Source organism: Shewanella pealeana ATCC 700345 (assembly GCF_000018285.1).
Lineage (GTDB): Bacteria > Pseudomonadota > Gammaproteobacteria > Enterobacterales > Shewanellaceae > Shewanella > Shewanella pealeana.
In genome coordinates this window covers 1,156,962-1,172,994 of sequence record NC_009901.1, presented here as the reverse complement: position 1 = coordinate 1,172,994, position 16,033 = coordinate 1,156,962, and the positions used below count along the sequence as shown (strand labels likewise).

Genomic DNA, 16,033 nt, shown 5'->3' with positions numbered 1-16,033 from the left:
CGTTTGATTTCACGTAACTTTTGATCTCACGTAATAAGGCGGCATTTTACAACTCTAATGGCGATACCTCGTGATTTTATTAATGAGCTAGTAGCTCGCACTGATATTGTCGATTTAATCGACCCCAAAGTGCCCCTTAAAAAGGCGGGTAAAAACCACTCTGCCTGTTGTCCTTTTCATAGCGAAAAATCTCCCTCTTTCACCGTTAGCAGAGATAAACAGTTCTATCATTGTTTTGGCTGCGGCGCGCACGGCAACGTCATCGATTTTGTCATGGAATATGACCGACTCGACTTTGTTGATGCCATTGAAGAACTCGCCGGACAACTCGGATTAGAAGTCCCTAGGGAACAAGGCACAGGTAAACCACGCGACCAAGAACTAAGCCGTGATTTATATCAGTTAATGGAAGAAGCCAGTAACTTCTTTCAAAATCAGCTAAGACAAAACACAGACAAACAAAAAGTCCTTGATTACCTTGATCATCGAGGCCTTACAAAAGAAGTGGTTGAACACTTCAATATCGGTTTTGCTCCCGATGGTTGGGATGGCTTACTCAGCCGTTACCGCCAAAATCAAGATTCGCAAGACAAGCTATTAACCGCAGGTATGGTCATCGAGAATGACAGCGGTAAGCGTTACGACCGATTCCGTGACCGATTGATGTTCCCTATTAGAGATAGGCGCGGGCGAGTCATCGGCTTCGGCGGCCGAGTTTTAGGAGACGGTACCCCAAAGTACTTGAATTCTCCAGAAACGCCCATATTTCATAAGGGTAATGAGCTCTACGGCCTCTATGAATTAAAGCAGCGGCACCGTGATCCACAAAGAGTCTTGATTGTTGAAGGCTATATGGACGTTGTAGCTTTGGCACAATTTGATGTTGATTATGCGGTCGCCTCCTTAGGCACCTCTACAACAGCGGATCAATTTCAGTTATTACTTCGCAGTGCAAAAGAAGTCATCTGCTGCTACGACGGCGATAAAGCCGGTAAAGAAGCCGCATGGCGAGCACTAGAAACGGCCCTGCCGTTATTAAAGCCTGGTAATCAAGTTCGATTCATGTTCCTGCCTGAGGGAGAAGATCCCGATACGCTGGTAAGACAGATTGGCAAAGAGCAGTTTGAAGCCCAAATTGACCAGGCAATGGCACTACCCGAGTTTTTGTTCGAAAATCTGGCAAAAACCTACGCCAACGAAGATAAGAGTGTTTTGGCAAAAAATGCCATTAAACTTATAGAGAAAGTGCAGGACACTGTATTACAGAGCCTGTTACTCGAAGATTTAGCACATAAGCTAAGAATGAATGGTGCAGACGAACTTAAGCGAAAATTTAATTTTTCAGCTAAAGCGGCTGAAAAGCCTAGTCAGCACAAAGCGTTGAAAGGGCGCGGTACCCCATTGCGATTAGCCATTGCATTGTTAGTACAGCACCCACGCTTAGGTGAAAAACTACCTGAGCAACCAGCGCTAAAACATATACAGATGGCCGGCATTGACTTGCTGACCCTTGTATTAGATTTAACTCGCGGACAAGTGATAAGCAGCGCACAACTACTTGAACAGTTCAGGGGCGATAACCAATTCAGCACCCTAAAAAAACTGACCCAATGGGATCATCAAGTGGCGGATGAAAACTTGCTTCAAAAGTTAAAAGAAACACTCGTGTGGTTAAACAACCAGTATCTTGAGCAACGATACCAAGAGCTGAGTATGAAGCAGAACCTCACGAAAGAAGAGCGGTTACAGCTTAGTAAGCTAATTTCAGTGATTAAAAACAAGGCTTAGTTAAATTTCAGCCTCAAAAGTAAACACTTGGACTAGCACAGAGAAGCGCCGAAGGCTATAATTGACGACTTGCGTGGCTGTTTTTTGCCCCGTCGTTTTAACAGTTTCCCAACTTGGATGATATCTATGGATCATACTCCGCAGTCGCAACTTAAATTGTTGCTCGCCAAAGGTAAAGAGCAAGGTTACTTAACCTATGCAGAAGTGAACGATCACTTACCTGCAGACATGGTCGATTCTGACCAGATTGAAGATATTATCCAGATGATCAATGACATGGGTATTCGAGTCTATGAACAGGCTCCGGATGCTGATGAAATCATGATGTCTGAAGACAGCACCGATGACGATGCTGCAGAAGAAGCCGCTGCTGCGCTTGCAACAGTTGAAGCAGAATTAGGTCGTACTACTGACCCAGTGCGCATGTACATGCGTGAAATGGGTACAGTTGAACTTCTAACACGTGAAGGCGAGATTGTTATCGCTAAGCGTATCGAAGAAGGTATTAACACGGTTCAAGCATCTGTTGCGGAATATCCGCAAGCGATTGCGATGATCCTTGAACAATACGATCGCTACGAAGCTGAAGAAGTTAGACTTTCTGACATCATCTCTGGATTTGTTGATCCAAATGCAGAAGATGTCGCGCCAACAGCTACTCATGTTGGTTCTGAGTTATCTGATGATGAATTGGATGATGAAGATGACGATGACGATGATGACGATGACGATGACGAAGAAGAGGAAGGTCCAAAAGGTCCTGATCCTGAAGAAGCTAAAGAGAAGTTTACAACACTTCGTCTAGCCCATGAAAATGCATTAAGAATTATTGCAGACAAAGGCCGTGGTCACCCAGAGTCGACCGTAGCACTATTCGAAATTGGCGAGATCTTCAAAGAGTTCCGTTTGATGCCTAAGCAGTTTGACCGCTTAGTTAAGAACATGCGCTCTATGATGGACAAAGTCCGTGTTCAAGAACGTTTGATCATGAAGCTTTGTGTTGAACAAGCCAAAATGCCGAAGAAGAACTTCGTCAAAGTTTACACTAGCAATGAAAGCAGCATCGAATGGTTCAACGATGAACTTGCATCAGGCAAGCCATATGTAGAAGGTCTACAAATGGTTGAGTTCGATGTACAACGTTGTCGTGCAAAGCTTGATGCAATTGAAGTTGAAACTGGTCTAGCTATCGGTGCAATCAAAGATATTAACCGTCGTATGTCAATCGGTGAAGCGAAAGCTCGTCGTGCGAAGAAAGAGATGGTTGAAGCGAACTTACGTCTAGTAATCTCTATCGCTAAAAAGTACACCAACCGTGGTCTACAGTTCTTGGATCTAATTCAAGAAGGTAACATCGGTCTGATGAAAGCGGTAGATAAGTTCGAATACCGTCGTGGTTATAAGTTCTCTACTTATGCAACTTGGTGGATCCGTCAGGCGATCACTCGTTCTATTGCTGACCAAGCAAGAACGATCCGTATTCCAGTGCATATGATTGAGACTATCAACAAGCTTAACCGTATCTCTCGCCAAATGTTGCAAGAGATGGGTCGTGAACCTTCTCCTGAAGAGTTGGCAGAGCGCATGTTAATGCCTGAAGATAAGATCCGTAAGGTACTTAAGATCGCTAAAGAGCCGATCTCAATGGAAACACCAATTGGTGACGATGAAGATTCGCACTTAGGTGATTTCATCGAGGATACTACCCTCGAGCTACCATTGGACTCTGCGACAGGCGAAAGCTTGAAGAACGCAACTCACGAAGTACTAGCGGGCCTAACAGCTCGTGAAGCTAAAGTACTGCGTATGCGTTTCGGTATCGACATGAATACTGACCACACTCTAGAAGAAGTGGGTAAGCAGTTTGACGTAACACGTGAGCGTATTCGTCAGATTGAAGCTAAAGCGCTACGTAAGTTGCGTCACCCTTCTCGCTCTGAGATCTTAAAGTCGTTCCTAGACGAATAGGAAATAGCCGAGTAATCGTTAAAGAAATACTCGATATCAAACAGAAAGCTGCCTAAGGGCAGCTTTTTTTTGCTCAAATGAAACAAGCACTAAGCTAGATTGATTAACAGATAAGCAGTCGTGCATTTATAACGACATTTCTAGCTAAAACGCAGGTGACAAGCGCTTATAAACCTCGTATACTTCTTTTCGCTTTCGATAGTGACGACTATCTTAAGTCGGCCCCTTAGCTCAGTTGGTTAGAGCATACGACTCATAATCGTCAGGTCCACGGTTCAAGTCCGTGAGGGGCCACCAATTTTGATAAGCCGCTTAAAGAAATTTAAGCGGCTTTTTCATGTCTGTAATTTGACTGCCAGAATTAAAACCATAACCGTCATCAACTCATATTGTCCAAGCCCTTATTAACCTTAGCTAGTCGATATCAATATCACCATCTTTGTGGTCATACATATCAGGCGTGGTGTGTAGATTACCTGCAAAACCTGCCTTTTCGAGTTGTTGACGCACAGCCTTAACTTGCTCTGCGGTAACGGGCTCTTTTCTATCGCCTAAATAGTAGCGTACAAAACTAATAAGATTAGCCAGCTCAGTGTCGGTCAATACATTTTGAAAACTAGTCATCGGCATGAAGTTACGCTCTTCATCTAAATACGTTGGCGAAAGTCCACGTATCGTCACCGCTATCGTATTGAACGGGTCACTGTGCATGATAATGCCGTTATTCAATAAGGTTGGCGCTATGGGGTCACGACCTTTACCATCTTCACCATGACAGGCTCCACAAGTCTCTGCATACAATGAATAAGCATTAAACTGCTTATCGGCATACGCCTCTTGGGTAAAGCCTGCTGGGTTAAGTTGCTTAGTATTAGCTGGAATGGTGTTGTTCTTATCCCCCACTAGCAGGTAACGAGAGATAGTCCTAATATCCTTGCGTGTCATTAAACTAGTACTGTTTTTCACTACATCTGCCATACCAGCAAATGCAGAGCCTTTAGACGAGTGCCCTGTGTGCAAAAAGTCAGTTAACGACTCGATATCCCATCTATCTTGATAGAGCTCTTTGGCGCTGATATCTGGGGCGTTCCAACCATCAATCAAGTTACCTTGGAATATTTGTTCAGGTATTAATGCCTGAGCTAAATTTCGTGGAGTATGACATTCGCTACAATGCCCGAGCCCCATCACCCAGTATTTACCTCGTTGCCACTCCTTTAACTCTTGCTCAGTGAGTTGAGCATGCTTGGGCGCCTCATAAGAAAGTGGATTGGTATCCATAAACACCAAATTCCAAGCTAATAATCCGGTACGGATATTCGACGGGAAGATCATCTCATTCTTATCGTTTTGCCTTGCGACTGCTGTAATCGACTGCAAATAGCTCCACAGATCTTGGGTGTCCTGCTCTTTTAAATATTGATAAGAGGTGTAAGGCATTGCAGGGTAGAGATAACCATGGCGGCCTTTACCATCAAATAACGCCGCTTTGAAGTCGGCATAATTGTCGCTACCAATGCCTTCACTCACATGGGGGGTAATATTGGTTGAATATACCGTGCCAAAAGGTGTTTTGAATGGCAAGCCACCCGCGAATCGCTCACCGCCTTCTGAGCTATGGCAGGCAACACAATCGCCTGCATTAACTAGGTATTCACCACGCTTTACTGACTCAGGATCAAGTGCTGCGAGTTTGGCATCGTATTCAAGGCGTTGTTCAGTAATGTAAGCACCAATAGCCAAGATCTCATCAGCTGTCAGCTGCTCTTCAAATGCAGGCATCAAGTTATTCAAACCAAAATCTATAGTGTGCTTAATCTCTTCGATGCTACCGCCATGAAGCCAGATAGCATCGTTAAGTAAAGGGGCACCAATTTGAGTATTTGCCACAGTGCCATCACCATGACAACTGGCGCAATACTCGGCAAAAATGTCTTTACCTAGATCGATTTTAACCTGCGGCGCATTTAGGTTACGACGCTTAGGTTGCAGTGACGCGATGTAATACGCCATTTTAGTGATCTGGTCTTCTGACAAAACCCCTTTCCAACCGGGCATTGCCCCGTGTCTGCCTTTCTTTATCGAGTCTAAAATATCACTCTGCGTACCACCGTAGAGCCACTCATTATCAATTAGATTTGGAAAGTGCTTTTGCCCCTGAGCATTACGTCTATGGCATGCTGCGCAATGGTTTTCAAATAGCGATGCTCCGCTTGCCGTCACCGTTTTGTTATTCGCAAGTGCTAGCAAGCTTTTATCATTTAGTGTTGCCATTTCCATCGTTAAGTCGGTAACTGGTGAGCTTAAGGCATCATCACTTTGCTGCCAGCCCATTAAGCCTTTCCAATTACCAAGACCAGGGTAAAGCACGAGAAAAACTGCAGAAATGGCAAAAGCGACTAAATAGGAGATAAACAGTAAGCGAGGTGGCGGCGCATCATTCTCATCAATACCGTCGAAGGTATCGATGGTTTTATTTTTATCGGCACTATGGTTATCGCGCCAATATTTAACAATGACTAACGCCATAAAAATTAGAAAGATAGCAATAAACCCAACGACCCAAATATTCCAGAAAACAGTCATATTATCGCTCCTGATCATCGGCGGTATCTTGCCCTAAGCTTTGCAAATATTGAATCAAAGCCTCCCCTTTGGTCAGTCCTTTAACCTGTAGACGCGCCCTTTCGATCTCATCGTCAGTGTAAGGCACCCCTAAGGTCTGTAGTACACGCATTTTAGCTTCTATCTCATCACCACTTAATACCTGTCTAAACAGCCAAGGGTAAGCGGGCATCAATGACGTCGGCACCACCTGCCGAGGGTTAATTAGATGAATTCGCTGCCATTGCTCAGAGTACTTTCGGCCTAGGTTGGTTAAATCAGGCCCGGTGCGTTTCGAGCCCCAAAGATTGGGAAACTCATAAATATCATCGGACTCTTTATTGGCTCGCCCATCACGTTTCACTTCAGGTTCGATATTACGCACCATCTGCGTGTGACATACATGGCAGCCCTCACTAATGTAAACATCACGCCCTGCGACTTGCACTGCCGTGAGTGGTTTGGCTAATGAGTTAACTCTTATCGCATCGGTGCGTACCAAGCTAGGCACAATGAGCACCACGATTGAAAAGCTAGCGACTAACACAGTAGCCACAATGAGGATCACTAAGGATTGTGTAAAGTCTTTACTAAGCATCTTCACTAGCCTCCGCAGTCATCGATACCGTCTTATACAAGTTAAACGCCATCAACAATAAACCCAATACAAAGCAGGCCCCACCAAAGAAACGCACAAATAACCACGGCGCTTTAAAGTCCATAGCCTCAACAAAACTGTATGCTAAAGAGCCATTCTCCCGCTGAGTAAGCCACATGTAGCCTTCTCCAATACCTGCGACCCAAAGTGCAATTGCATATAAGGCTACACCCAGATGTGCCAACCAAAAGTGCACTTTAAGTAAGCGGTTAGACCATAAACCGCTCTTACCCCAAAGCCGCGGAATGAAATAATAAAAAACGGCAATCCCAGACATAGCCACCCAACCAAGTGCACCGGAATGTACATGGCCGACCACCCACTCTGTATTATGGGCAAGCATATTGAACCAGCGTATCGCCAGCAGAGGCCCTTCAAATGTCGCTAGGCAGTAATACAAAATTGCCGACATAAAGAACCACATAATGTAATCGGTCTTTAGCTTTTGTTTATTTTGCAGTAGTGTCATACCACTATTAAATGCACCAGCCCAAGAGGGTAGCCACAATATCAGCGACATCACGATACCGATATTTTGTAGCCAAACTGGCACTGACGAATAGAGAAGGTGGTGAGTTCCAGCCCAAGTATAAAAGCCCACTAATCCCCAGAAGTGGATAATAGACAGTCGGTAAGAATAGATTGGACGTTCAGCCAGTTTAGGAATGAAGTAGTAGTTCATGCCGATAATACCGGCTGTGAGTAAAAAGCCGACAGCGTTGTGCCCCCACCACCACTGAACTATGGCATCTTGAGCGCCTGCAAATACTGAGTAAGACTTCATGAAATAGGCTGGTAAGGCTAAATTATTCAGAATAAAAATTAGTGCAATTACAATAATAAAAGCGCCAAAGAACCAGTTGGCGACAAAGATATGCTTCACTTTTCGTTTGGCGATAGTGCCAAAAAACAATACGGCATAAAGCACCCAAACAATCACAATCAGAATATCAACGGGCCATTCAAGCTCCGCATATTCTTTACTCGTGGTGTAACCTAGAGGCAAGGTTATCAACGCAAGCAGTAAAATGAGCTGCCAGCCCCAAAACACCATCCAAGATAAACTACGGTTAAACAACCGCGTTTGCCCTGTTCGTTGCACAATATAGAGGGAGGTTCCCATTAGAATATTGACGACAAAACCATAGATCACGCCAGAGGTATGTACAGGGCGTAACCGTCCAAATTGGATATATTCAGAATCAAAATTAAGTGCAGGCCAATAGAGCTGGGCAGCAAGCACAACCCCAATAAACATACCCGCAATAGACCAAATAACGGCAGCCACAATAAAATAACGAACAACCTTTACGTCATATTGCTCAGTGCTTACCTGCATGCCCTACTCCTCTTCTTGTTTTGTGCCTAACACAGAGTAATAGTAGGAAATGTCTTTCATATCCTGTTCGCTAAGCGTATCTGCTTGTTGCTGCATCAAAATGGCCAAGCCACTAGTACGCTGCCTTGACTGGTAATCTTTAAGCGCCGATATTAAATACCCCACTTTTTGACCGCGTAAATTGGGATAAGGGTCGATTGTTGAGATCCCATCCTCTCCATGACAGGTCATGCAAACTTTGGCTTTCTCTTTGCCGATTTTAAAGCTGGGGTCGTAATCTGCCGATGCGCTTGCTGACCCAAAAATCAGGATTATCAATAGAGGTAATCGATTCATAAGCATTCCCTTATCTTCTTATGCACCTTATTGAAACTAGTCGGTATTGATTTATTTGCCACAATTTGTGCAATTATCCACCGAAATATCACTAGGTTTTTTAATGATTCTATTTAAATTTTCGCAACATAAGCTAAGTTCAACTGCGCGAATCAAAGGTAAAAGCTATTTGCCCATTGTAAAGATTTCCTGAACTCATGAATTGAAGTGAAAATTAACAATCATTAAGGCTCATTATTTTGTGAACTTAGTCAAAAACATAACTGATGAACCGTGGGATATTAATTGAAACATATCTGCTTGTATCGAGTATTGTTGAGAGGCCATAGATGGATTTTATTAGACATGTACCCGCACTATTTTCATTAGTAATGGGGATTGCAATTATAGAGTGCTGTATTGTTGTATTGGGGTTATGCACTAAACAACTGATAAAGCTATTTCGTAGGGACTAGCCTAAGCAGTTAGAGCTAAGTCATGAAAAGGTTTGGTATACAGGCAGCTTTATCACTTAGCTCTATTATTTTACTGTCACTCACCTATTCCACTAATCTTTACCTCACCCAACTCCTAATACTGACCACAGAAGCCGCCACAACAAAGTTGTGGCGATTTTTATCTAACGAATTTACTCACCGGAACACAACGCCTATATTTAAAGAAGTAAGGAGTGAGAATTTAGCCCTAATCCATTTACCACAATTGTGATTTTTGGGTATAGCGCGAGAGGTAACAGGAGGATGTTATGCGAACCCAACAGATCCTTTGTCCGACCGACTTTTCAGAAACAGCATCACACGCTATAAGTTATGCCATTGAGATGGCTAATTTTTATAACGTTGGGATCTGTCTATTACACGTTGTCGATAAGCCTTTTGGCGATAAATATACCCGAGTACTCGCGGTGACGCCCGATGAACTTATCGAGAGAATGGAAAGAGAGGCCGCAGATAAAATGCAGCAATTTATCGACTCGTTTGATATTTACTTTCCTTTTGAAAGTAAAATTTGTCATGGCCATCCAGTCGAAAAGATTTTGGCTACCGAAAAAAACATCAATGCTGGAATGATTGTAATGGCAAGTCATGGACGAACAGGACTCGAACACTTCTTGAACGCCAACACCGCTGAAGAGGTGGCTAACAAAGCTAAGTGCCCAGTTCTTATCGTTAAATAGCACTATAAAAGCAGTACAATTGGAAAGTAAAAAATCCGAGACAAAAACAGCTCTCGGATTTCTGTATTACCTATACTCAACAGGCCTTTACTGCTTAAACTAACCAGTATTAAGCGGGCTTCAAGACCACTTCAAAGCAAGACTGAATGATCTCCAGTCCTTTATCGATTTGCTCATCGGGAGCTGTTAGCGGTACAAGAATGCGCAGTACATTACCGTAAGTGCCGCAAGATAGCAGGATAAGTCCTCTATCACGTGCCTCTTTGAGTATTTGCGCGCACAGTTCTGGCGCAGGCTTACCTTCTTGCATCAACTCAACCGCTATCATGGCACCAAGACCGCGTACATCGACAATTGGCTCATGCTTACTCGCCATCGCGTTAAGCGACTCTTTGAGCTTAGCACCAAGCGCATTGGCTCTTTGCAGTAGTTGTTCCTCTTCAAATACCTCAATTACGGCAAGCGCTGCAGCGCAGGCTAACGGACTGCCACCATAGGTACCGCCTAAGCCACCCGCACCAATAGAGTCCATCACTTCGGCTCGGCCGGTGATCCCTGACAGCGGGAAACCTCCGGCGATAGACTTAGCAAAAGTAGTAATATCCGCGCTCACCTTCATCTGCTCCATAGCAAAAAAGGTACCCGTTCGCCCCGCGCCTGTTTGTACTTCATCGGCGATCAGCATGATGCCGTGCTTATCGCATAACTGACGTAAACGCTGCATAAACTCGACTGAGGTATGGTAAAAACCGCCCTCACCTTGCACTGGCTCGATAATAATTGCTGCAATATCATCGGGCTCGGCATCATTTTTAAAGATTCGCTCTATGGATGAGATGGCATCCTCATCGCTCACCCCATGCAGCTCACAAGGAAACTCGGCTCTAAACACATTGGCCGACATCAGCCCCATACCTTTACTGTAAGGTGCGACCTTGCCCGTTAGCGCTAACGCCGCCATGGTGCGCCCATGGTAACCCGAGGTAAAAGCAATAACACCGCTGCGTTTAGTATAAGCCCGCGCCACCTTCACCGCGTTTTCAACCGCCTCTGAACCACTGGTGAACAACGCTGTTTTCTTAGCAAAATCGCCGGGCACAAGATGATTAAGCTTCTCGCACACCTGGATATAATTCTCATAGCCCAGCACCATAAAGCAGGTATGGGAAAACAGCTCCAGTTGCTCTGCTACCGCCGCCTTAACATTATCGTGCAAGTGGCCAGTATTGAGCACCGCAATACCACCAGCAAAGTCAATAAACTCGCGCCCTTCTACATCCCACACGGTGGCGTTATCGGCACGCTGAGTATAGATAGGGTGAATTTGCCCTACGCCATTGGCTACAGCGGCTTGGCGTCGCACCATAAGTGACTCATTGGTTGTCATAATGAATTCCTTTTAACTAACTACTTATGAACTTAATCCTATTAAACTGACATGCAGATGTACTTCATCTCTAAGTACTCTTCGATGCCAAACTTTGAGCCTTCACGGCCTAGCCCCGAGGCTTTTATGCCGCCAAATGGCGCGACCTCTGTAGAGATAAGGCCGGTATTAACGCCGACCATGCCGTATTCCAGCGCTTCTGATACCTTCCACACCAACGAGATATCGCGGCCATAGAAGTAAGCAGCTAAACCGAACTCAGTGTCATTGGCCTGCGCAATCACATCATCTACATCAGAGAACTTAAATAGCGGTGCCAGCGGCCCAAAGGTTTCCTCTTTAGCCACTAACATGCTTTTATCGACACTAGTTAAAATCGTTGGCTCGAAGAAGTTACCACCAGCACTTGCCAGCTTACCGCCCGCAAGCAGCGTCGCGCCTTTCGATAAGGCATCATCCAGGTGACGCTGTACTTTGGCAACGGCGTCGGCATTTATGAGTGGCCCAGTGGTAACGCCCTCCTCAGTACCTACACCCACCTTGAGCTTAGCAACCGCAGCAGCCAGTTTTTCGGCAAACTCATCGTAAACTGCATCCTGAACATAGATGCGGTTGGCGCAGACACAGGTCTGTCCAGCATTGCGGTATTTAGCAATCATTGCACCTTCAACGGCGGCGTCGATATCGGCATCATTAAACACGATAAAGGGGGCATTACCGCCCAGCTCCAGTGACATCTTCTTAAGGGTCGGCGCGCACTGCTGCATCAGCTTAATGCCAACAGGTGTCGATCCGGTGAAAGAGAGCTTACGAACCACTGGATTGCTACAAAGCTCGTTACCAATGCCAATGGCATCACCTGTGACAACACTAAAGACGCCTTTAGGAATGCCTGCGCGCTCGGCAAGCTCTGCCAGAGCTAATGCAGTGAAGGGAGTTTGCGGTGCAGGTTTTACCACCATGGTGCAACCTGCGGCTAACGCAGGTGCGGCTTTACGAGTGATCATCGCTGCAGGGAAGTTCCAAGGCGTAATAGCTGCGGTAACACCAACGCTTTGCTTAATCACCATCAAACGTTTATCACCTTGATGGCCAGGGATGGTATCGCCATAGACACGCTTGGCTTCTTCGGCAAACCACTCGATAAACGACGCCGCATAGGCGACTTCGCCTTTGGCTTCCGCTAATGGTTTGCCCTGCTCTGTTGTCATCATCAGTGCTAAGTCGTCTTGATGCTCAAGCAATAGCTCAAACCAACGATTTAGCTTGGCACCACGCTCTTTTGCGGTTAACGCCCGCCAAGCGGGTAATGCCTTCTCGGCTGCGCTGATGGCGGCTTTAGTTTCAGTGGTGCCCATCACAGGCACACTGCCAATCACTCTATGGGTGGCGGGATCGGCTATCTCAACCTTTTCACCACTGATGGCTTCAAGCCACTGACCATCTATATAACATTGCTGGCGTAGTAAACTCATATCATTTAACTGCACGGGTGACTCCTTAATTTGCTTAAACGCTTATCGCCTTTCGACTGCTGTAAACGTGATTGGTTTCCCTATACTCTCGATAAGGTTACACACCTAACTTGTCACGCATGGTGTAATACCAAGCGCCAATGGCACTAAAAGGCACCTTGAACATATGCCCGCCAGGGAATGGGTAGTGTGGCAAGCCCGCAAAGGCATCGAATCTAGTCGCCTGACCGTTTATCGCCTCGGCTAAGATCTTACCCGCCAAATGAGTGTAAGTAACGCCATGGCCACTACAGCCTTGTGAATAGTAAATATTGCTACTAATGCGCCCTACTTGTGGAAGTCGAGACAGAGTCAGCAGGAAATTACCCGTCCAAGTGTAATCAATCTTCACATCTTTAAGTTGCGGAAAGGTCTTGAGCATCTTGGGCCCGATGATCGACTTAATGTCAGCTGGATCCCTAGCGCCATATACCACGCCGCCGCCATAAATCAGGCGGTTATCACCAGATAGACGGAAGTAATCGAGCAGGTAATTACAATCTTCGACGCAGTAGTTTTGTGGCAATAGGCTTTTAGCCAGCTCTTCACCTAAAGGTTCAGTGGTGATCACTTGCGTGCCGCAAGGCATAGATTTCGCTTGTAGCTTAGGTATCAAGCCGCCAAGGTAGGCATTACCCGCAACCACAACAAACTTAGACTTAACACTGCCATGGCTGGTATGAACCACTGGACTTTCGCCCTCTTCGACCTTAATCACCGCCGAGCCTTCAAATATTTGACCACCTAGTGATTCGACCGCTTGGGCCTCACCTAGCGCCAAGTTGAGCGGGTGAATATGGCCGCCACTCTTGTCGAGTAACCCGCCAACATAGGACTCAGTATTCACTACTTTACGGATGTCGTTTTTATCCAGCAACTCAAGGTGGTTCATATGACCATGTTTTTCCCACAGCGATTTTTGCGCTTGCAGGTGGCCCATCTGCTTATCATTTAGTGCGGCAAACACCCCGCCATCTTGCAGATCGCAGTCAATATTATATTTTTTAATTCGCTCTTTAATAATGCGCGCACCTTCGAAGGCCATCTCGCCAAACAGCTTACCCGCCTCGGTGCCAACGGTTTTCTCAATGGAGTCAATATCACGGCTAAAGCTGTTAACTATCTGGCCGCCATTACGCCCCGATGCGCCCCAGCCGATGCGCGCCGCCTCAAGCACTGTCACCTTGTAGCCCATCTCGAGTAGGTGCAGTGCGGTCGACAATCCAGTGTAACCGGCACCAATAATACAGATATCGGTGTCGATATTATCTTGTAGCATCGGACGCTCGGTCTTGTCGTTAGCCGACGCCGCATAGTATGAATCTGCATGGGGTGTAGTAATCATGGTTTCCGCCTGTCTTTCATTGATTATTATTGACATAACTTCTGTCCTTTTGTGCTTTACGCTTAAGCTGCGGATCGTTAGTTCTCGATGAGATAACCTGTTGCAGGGTCCGCCTCTTCAGCAAATAAGGATAACGATAGAGCTAACGGGTATGAAAGCGCGCAATAGCCCTTTCATACCCGAATGACACTGATGAGGTTAAGCTGAACTAGAGCGCTGCTTAATATCCGCACGACGTGCGAAGTACCAAGAGATAAATGCGATGAGTGACACGATAAGAATGATCAAAGTAGCCAGTGCATTAATTTTAGGAGAGACCCCCATGCGCACAGACGAGAACACCACCATAGGTAAAGTTGTCGCACCTGGGCCCGATGCAAAGCTGGCGATCACTAAGTCGTCAAGAGATAGACTAAATGACAATAACCAACCAGCCACCAAGGCCGGCGAGATCATAGGTACCGTAATGGCGAAGAAGGTTTTAAATGGCGTCGCGCCAAGATCCTGAGCCGCTTCTTCGACCGAGCGGTCAATCTCACGTAAGCGCGAAGATACGACTACCGCCACATAGGCCGCGCAGAAGGTTGAATGGGCTATCCATACAGTCAACATACCACGCTCAGCAGGCCAGCCAAAGAAGTCAGCCATATGTACAAATAGCAGTAGCAAAGACAGACCTGTGATCACCTCAGGCATAACCAGAGGCGCGGTGATCATATTCGATAGGGTTAACTTACCCCAGCCCCGGGCAAATCTAGTCATTACAAAAGCGGCCATGGTACCCAAGATCACCGCCATGGTCGAAGCGTAAAACGCCACCTGTAAACTGGTCCAAACCGCATCGAGGATCTGCTGATCGCGAAACAGTTCGCCATACCATTTAGTCGAAAATCCAGCCCAAACGGTAACCAGCTTAGATTCGTTAAATGAGTAAATAACCAAGATAAACATTGGCGCATACAGGAAAAACATCCCAGCCCAAAGCATAACGGTAGAGAAATTTAACTTCTTCATGCTGTCTTCTCCATCTCTTTAGCCTGATAGCGGTGGAACAGGGTTATCGGGATAATCAGTAGCCCTAACATCACAATCGCAAGCGCGGAGGCCACCGGCCAGTCACGATTATTGAAGAACTCTTGCCAAAGAATCTTACCTATCATCAATGAGTCTGGGCCACCGAGTAACTCTGGGATCACAAACTCACCTACCACAGGAATAAACACCAACATAGAGCCAGCAATCACCCCGCCTTTCGATAACGGTAGCGTCACCTTCCAGAAAGTATTGAGACTGCGAGAACCGAGATCTGCAGCCGCCTCTAGCAAGCTACCATCGAGTTGAGACAGGTTGGCGTACAGCGGCAAGATCATAAACGGCAAATAGCTGTAGATAATGCCTATATAGACCGCGGTATTGGTATTTAAGATCTGCAAAGGCTCGGAGATAATGCCGGTCCACATCAACAAGTTATTGATCACACCATTGTTGCTCAATATGCCCATCCAGGCGTAAACCCGGATAAGGAAAGAGGTCCAAGAAGGTAACATCACCAACAGGATTAACATGGTTTGGTTACGCTTAGGCGCACGAGCAATGGCATAGGCCATCGGATAGCCTATGAGTAAACAGCCTATGGTTGAGATAGTCGCCATCTTAAGTGAACTTAGATAAGCGTTGTAGTACAAGGAATCATCGAGAATGAGCAAGTAATTGCCCAAGTTGAGCATGATCTGCAGCGATTCTTCTGCATACTGAAACAATGGCTCGTAAGGCGGTATCGAGATGATAGGGGTTGAGAAACTGATCTTAAGTACAATAGCGAAAGGTAGTGCGAAGAACATCAGTAGCCAAAAGTATGGGACACCTATGGTCCAACATTGGCCTTTGGGTAATCGAAATTTTAACGGCTTTTTCATG

At 45.8% G+C, this 16,033-nt stretch carries 12 protein-coding genes and 1 tRNA gene; 4 read left to right on the top strand and 9 right to left on the bottom strand.

All coding sequences use genetic code 11. The annotated features are described in order from the left end of the window. The first annotated feature begins 57 nt into the window (after nt 1-57). The 3 genes from dnaG to SPEA_RS05005 all read left to right on the top strand — a co-directional run bounded on the left by dnaG (nt 58) and on the right by SPEA_RS05005 (nt 4,053). A complete protein-coding gene (gene dnaG / locus SPEA_RS05015) occupies nt 58-1,788 on the top strand; it encodes a DNA primase (protein ID WP_012154220.1) in 1,731 nt (576 codons plus the stop codon). 126 nt (nt 1,789-1,914) lie between these two features. Continuing rightward, the gene (gene rpoD / locus SPEA_RS05010; protein ID WP_223296569.1) at nt 1,915-3,756 is read left to right on the top strand and encodes an RNA polymerase sigma factor RpoD; all 1,842 of its coding nucleotides are present in this window, start codon (nt 1,915-1,917) and stop codon (nt 3,754-3,756) included. A gap of 220 nt (nt 3,757-3,976) precedes the next feature. After that, nucleotides 3,977-4,053: transfer RNA gene (locus tag SPEA_RS05005), tRNA-Ile, on the top strand. A 117-nt stretch (nt 4,054-4,170) separates the two neighbouring features. Here SPEA_RS05005 and SPEA_RS05000 read toward each other — a convergent pair. Genes SPEA_RS05000 through SPEA_RS04985 form a run of 4 tightly spaced genes read right to left on the bottom strand, consistent with a single transcriptional unit; the run spans nt 4,171 to nt 8,693 of the window. Beyond that, complete coding sequence (locus tag SPEA_RS05000) at nt 4,171-6,342, bottom strand: c-type cytochrome (RefSeq protein WP_012154218.1); 2,172 nt, start codon at nt 6,340-6,342, stop codon at nt 4,171-4,173. Nucleotide 6,343: 1 nt separating this feature from the next. Beyond that, the gene (locus tag SPEA_RS04995; protein ID WP_012154217.1) at nt 6,344-6,958 is read right to left on the bottom strand and encodes a cbb3-type cytochrome c oxidase subunit II; all 615 of its coding nucleotides are present in this window, start codon (nt 6,956-6,958) and stop codon (nt 6,344-6,346) included. After that, nucleotides 6,951-8,357 carry a cytochrome-c oxidase, cbb3-type subunit I gene (gene ccoN / locus SPEA_RS04990; RefSeq protein WP_012154216.1) on the bottom strand — a complete coding sequence of 469 codons (1,407 nt, stop codon included), beginning with the start codon at nt 8,355-8,357 and terminating at the stop codon, nt 6,951-6,953. Before ccoN ends, SPEA_RS04995 begins: the two co-directional genes overlap by 8 nt. Nucleotides 8,358-8,360: 3 nt before the next feature. Beyond that, on the bottom strand, nt 8,361-8,693 hold the full coding sequence (locus tag SPEA_RS04985; RefSeq protein WP_012154215.1) for a c-type cytochrome: 333 nt from the start codon (nt 8,691-8,693) through the stop codon (nt 8,361-8,363). A gap of 745 nt (nt 8,694-9,438) precedes the next feature. Here SPEA_RS04985 and SPEA_RS04980 point away from each other — a divergent pair. Further along, nucleotides 9,439-9,870 (top strand): universal stress protein, encoded by a 432-nt coding sequence (locus SPEA_RS04980; protein WP_012154214.1) that lies wholly within the window; start codon nt 9,439-9,441, stop codon nt 9,868-9,870. 109 nt (nt 9,871-9,979) lie between these two features. Here SPEA_RS04980 and gabT read toward each other — a convergent pair whose 3' ends face one another. From gabT to SPEA_RS04955, 5 genes are all read right to left on the bottom strand, one after another. Further along, nucleotides 9,980-11,260 carry a 4-aminobutyrate--2-oxoglutarate transaminase gene (gene gabT / locus SPEA_RS04975; RefSeq protein ID WP_041410850.1) on the bottom strand — a complete coding sequence of 427 codons (1,281 nt, stop codon included), beginning with the start codon at nt 11,258-11,260 and terminating at the stop codon, nt 9,980-9,982. Nucleotides 11,261-11,298: 38 nt separating this feature from the next. Next, a complete protein-coding gene (gene gabD / locus SPEA_RS04970) occupies nt 11,299-12,747 on the bottom strand; it encodes an NADP-dependent succinate-semialdehyde dehydrogenase (protein ID WP_012154212.1) in 1,449 nt (482 codons plus the stop codon). 82 nt (nt 12,748-12,829) lie between these two features. Beyond that, on the bottom strand, nt 12,830-14,116 hold the full coding sequence (locus tag SPEA_RS04965) for an NAD(P)/FAD-dependent oxidoreductase (protein ID WP_041410849.1): 1,287 nt from the start codon (nt 14,114-14,116) through the stop codon (nt 12,830-12,832). A 198-nt stretch (nt 14,117-14,314) separates the two neighbouring features. Further along, the gene (locus SPEA_RS04960) at nt 14,315-15,130 is read right to left on the bottom strand and encodes an ABC transporter permease subunit (protein ID WP_012154210.1); all 816 of its coding nucleotides are present in this window, start codon (nt 15,128-15,130) and stop codon (nt 14,315-14,317) included. Beyond that, nucleotides 15,127-16,032, bottom strand: coding sequence for an ABC transporter permease subunit (locus SPEA_RS04955; protein ID WP_012154209.1), 906 nt, complete (start codon nt 16,030-16,032; stop codon nt 15,127-15,129). The genes SPEA_RS04960 and SPEA_RS04955 overlap by 4 nt, the downstream gene beginning before the upstream one ends. Nucleotide 16,033 lies beyond the last annotated feature (1 nt).

What these genes read in the sequence shown, in the direction of transcription:
- dnaG (WP_012154220.1), top strand. Translation starts at nt 58, where the DNA reads ATGGCGATACCTCGTGATTTTATTAATGAGCTAGTAGCTCGCACTGAT.
- rpoD (WP_223296569.1), top strand. Translation starts at nt 1,915, where the DNA reads ATGGATCATACTCCGCAGTCGCAACTTAAATTGTTGCTCGCCAAAGGT.
- SPEA_RS05000 (WP_012154218.1), bottom strand. Translation starts at nt 6,342, where the DNA reads ATGACTGTTTTCTGGAATATTTGGGTCGTTGGGTTTATTGCTATCTTT.
- SPEA_RS04995 (WP_012154217.1), bottom strand. Translation starts at nt 6,958, where the DNA reads ATGCTTAGTAAAGACTTTACACAATCCTTAGTGATCCTCATTGTGGCT.
- ccoN (WP_012154216.1), bottom strand. Translation starts at nt 8,357, where the DNA reads ATGCAGGTAAGCACTGAGCAATATGACGTAAAGGTTGTTCGTTATTTT.
- SPEA_RS04985 (WP_012154215.1), bottom strand. Translation starts at nt 8,693, where the DNA reads ATGAATCGATTACCTCTATTGATAATCCTGATTTTTGGGTCAGCAAGC.
- SPEA_RS04980 (WP_012154214.1), top strand. Translation starts at nt 9,439, where the DNA reads ATGCGAACCCAACAGATCCTTTGTCCGACCGACTTTTCAGAAACAGCA.
- SPEA_RS04965 (WP_041410849.1), bottom strand. Translation starts at nt 14,116, where the DNA reads ATGATTACTACACCCCATGCAGATTCATACTATGCGGCGTCGGCTAAC.
- SPEA_RS04960 (WP_012154210.1), bottom strand. Translation starts at nt 15,130, where the DNA reads ATGAAGAAGTTAAATTTCTCTACCGTTATGCTTTGGGCTGGGATGTTT.
- SPEA_RS04955 (WP_012154209.1), bottom strand. Translation starts at nt 16,032, where the DNA reads ATGAAAAAGCCGTTAAAATTTCGATTACCCAAAGGCCAATGTTGGACC.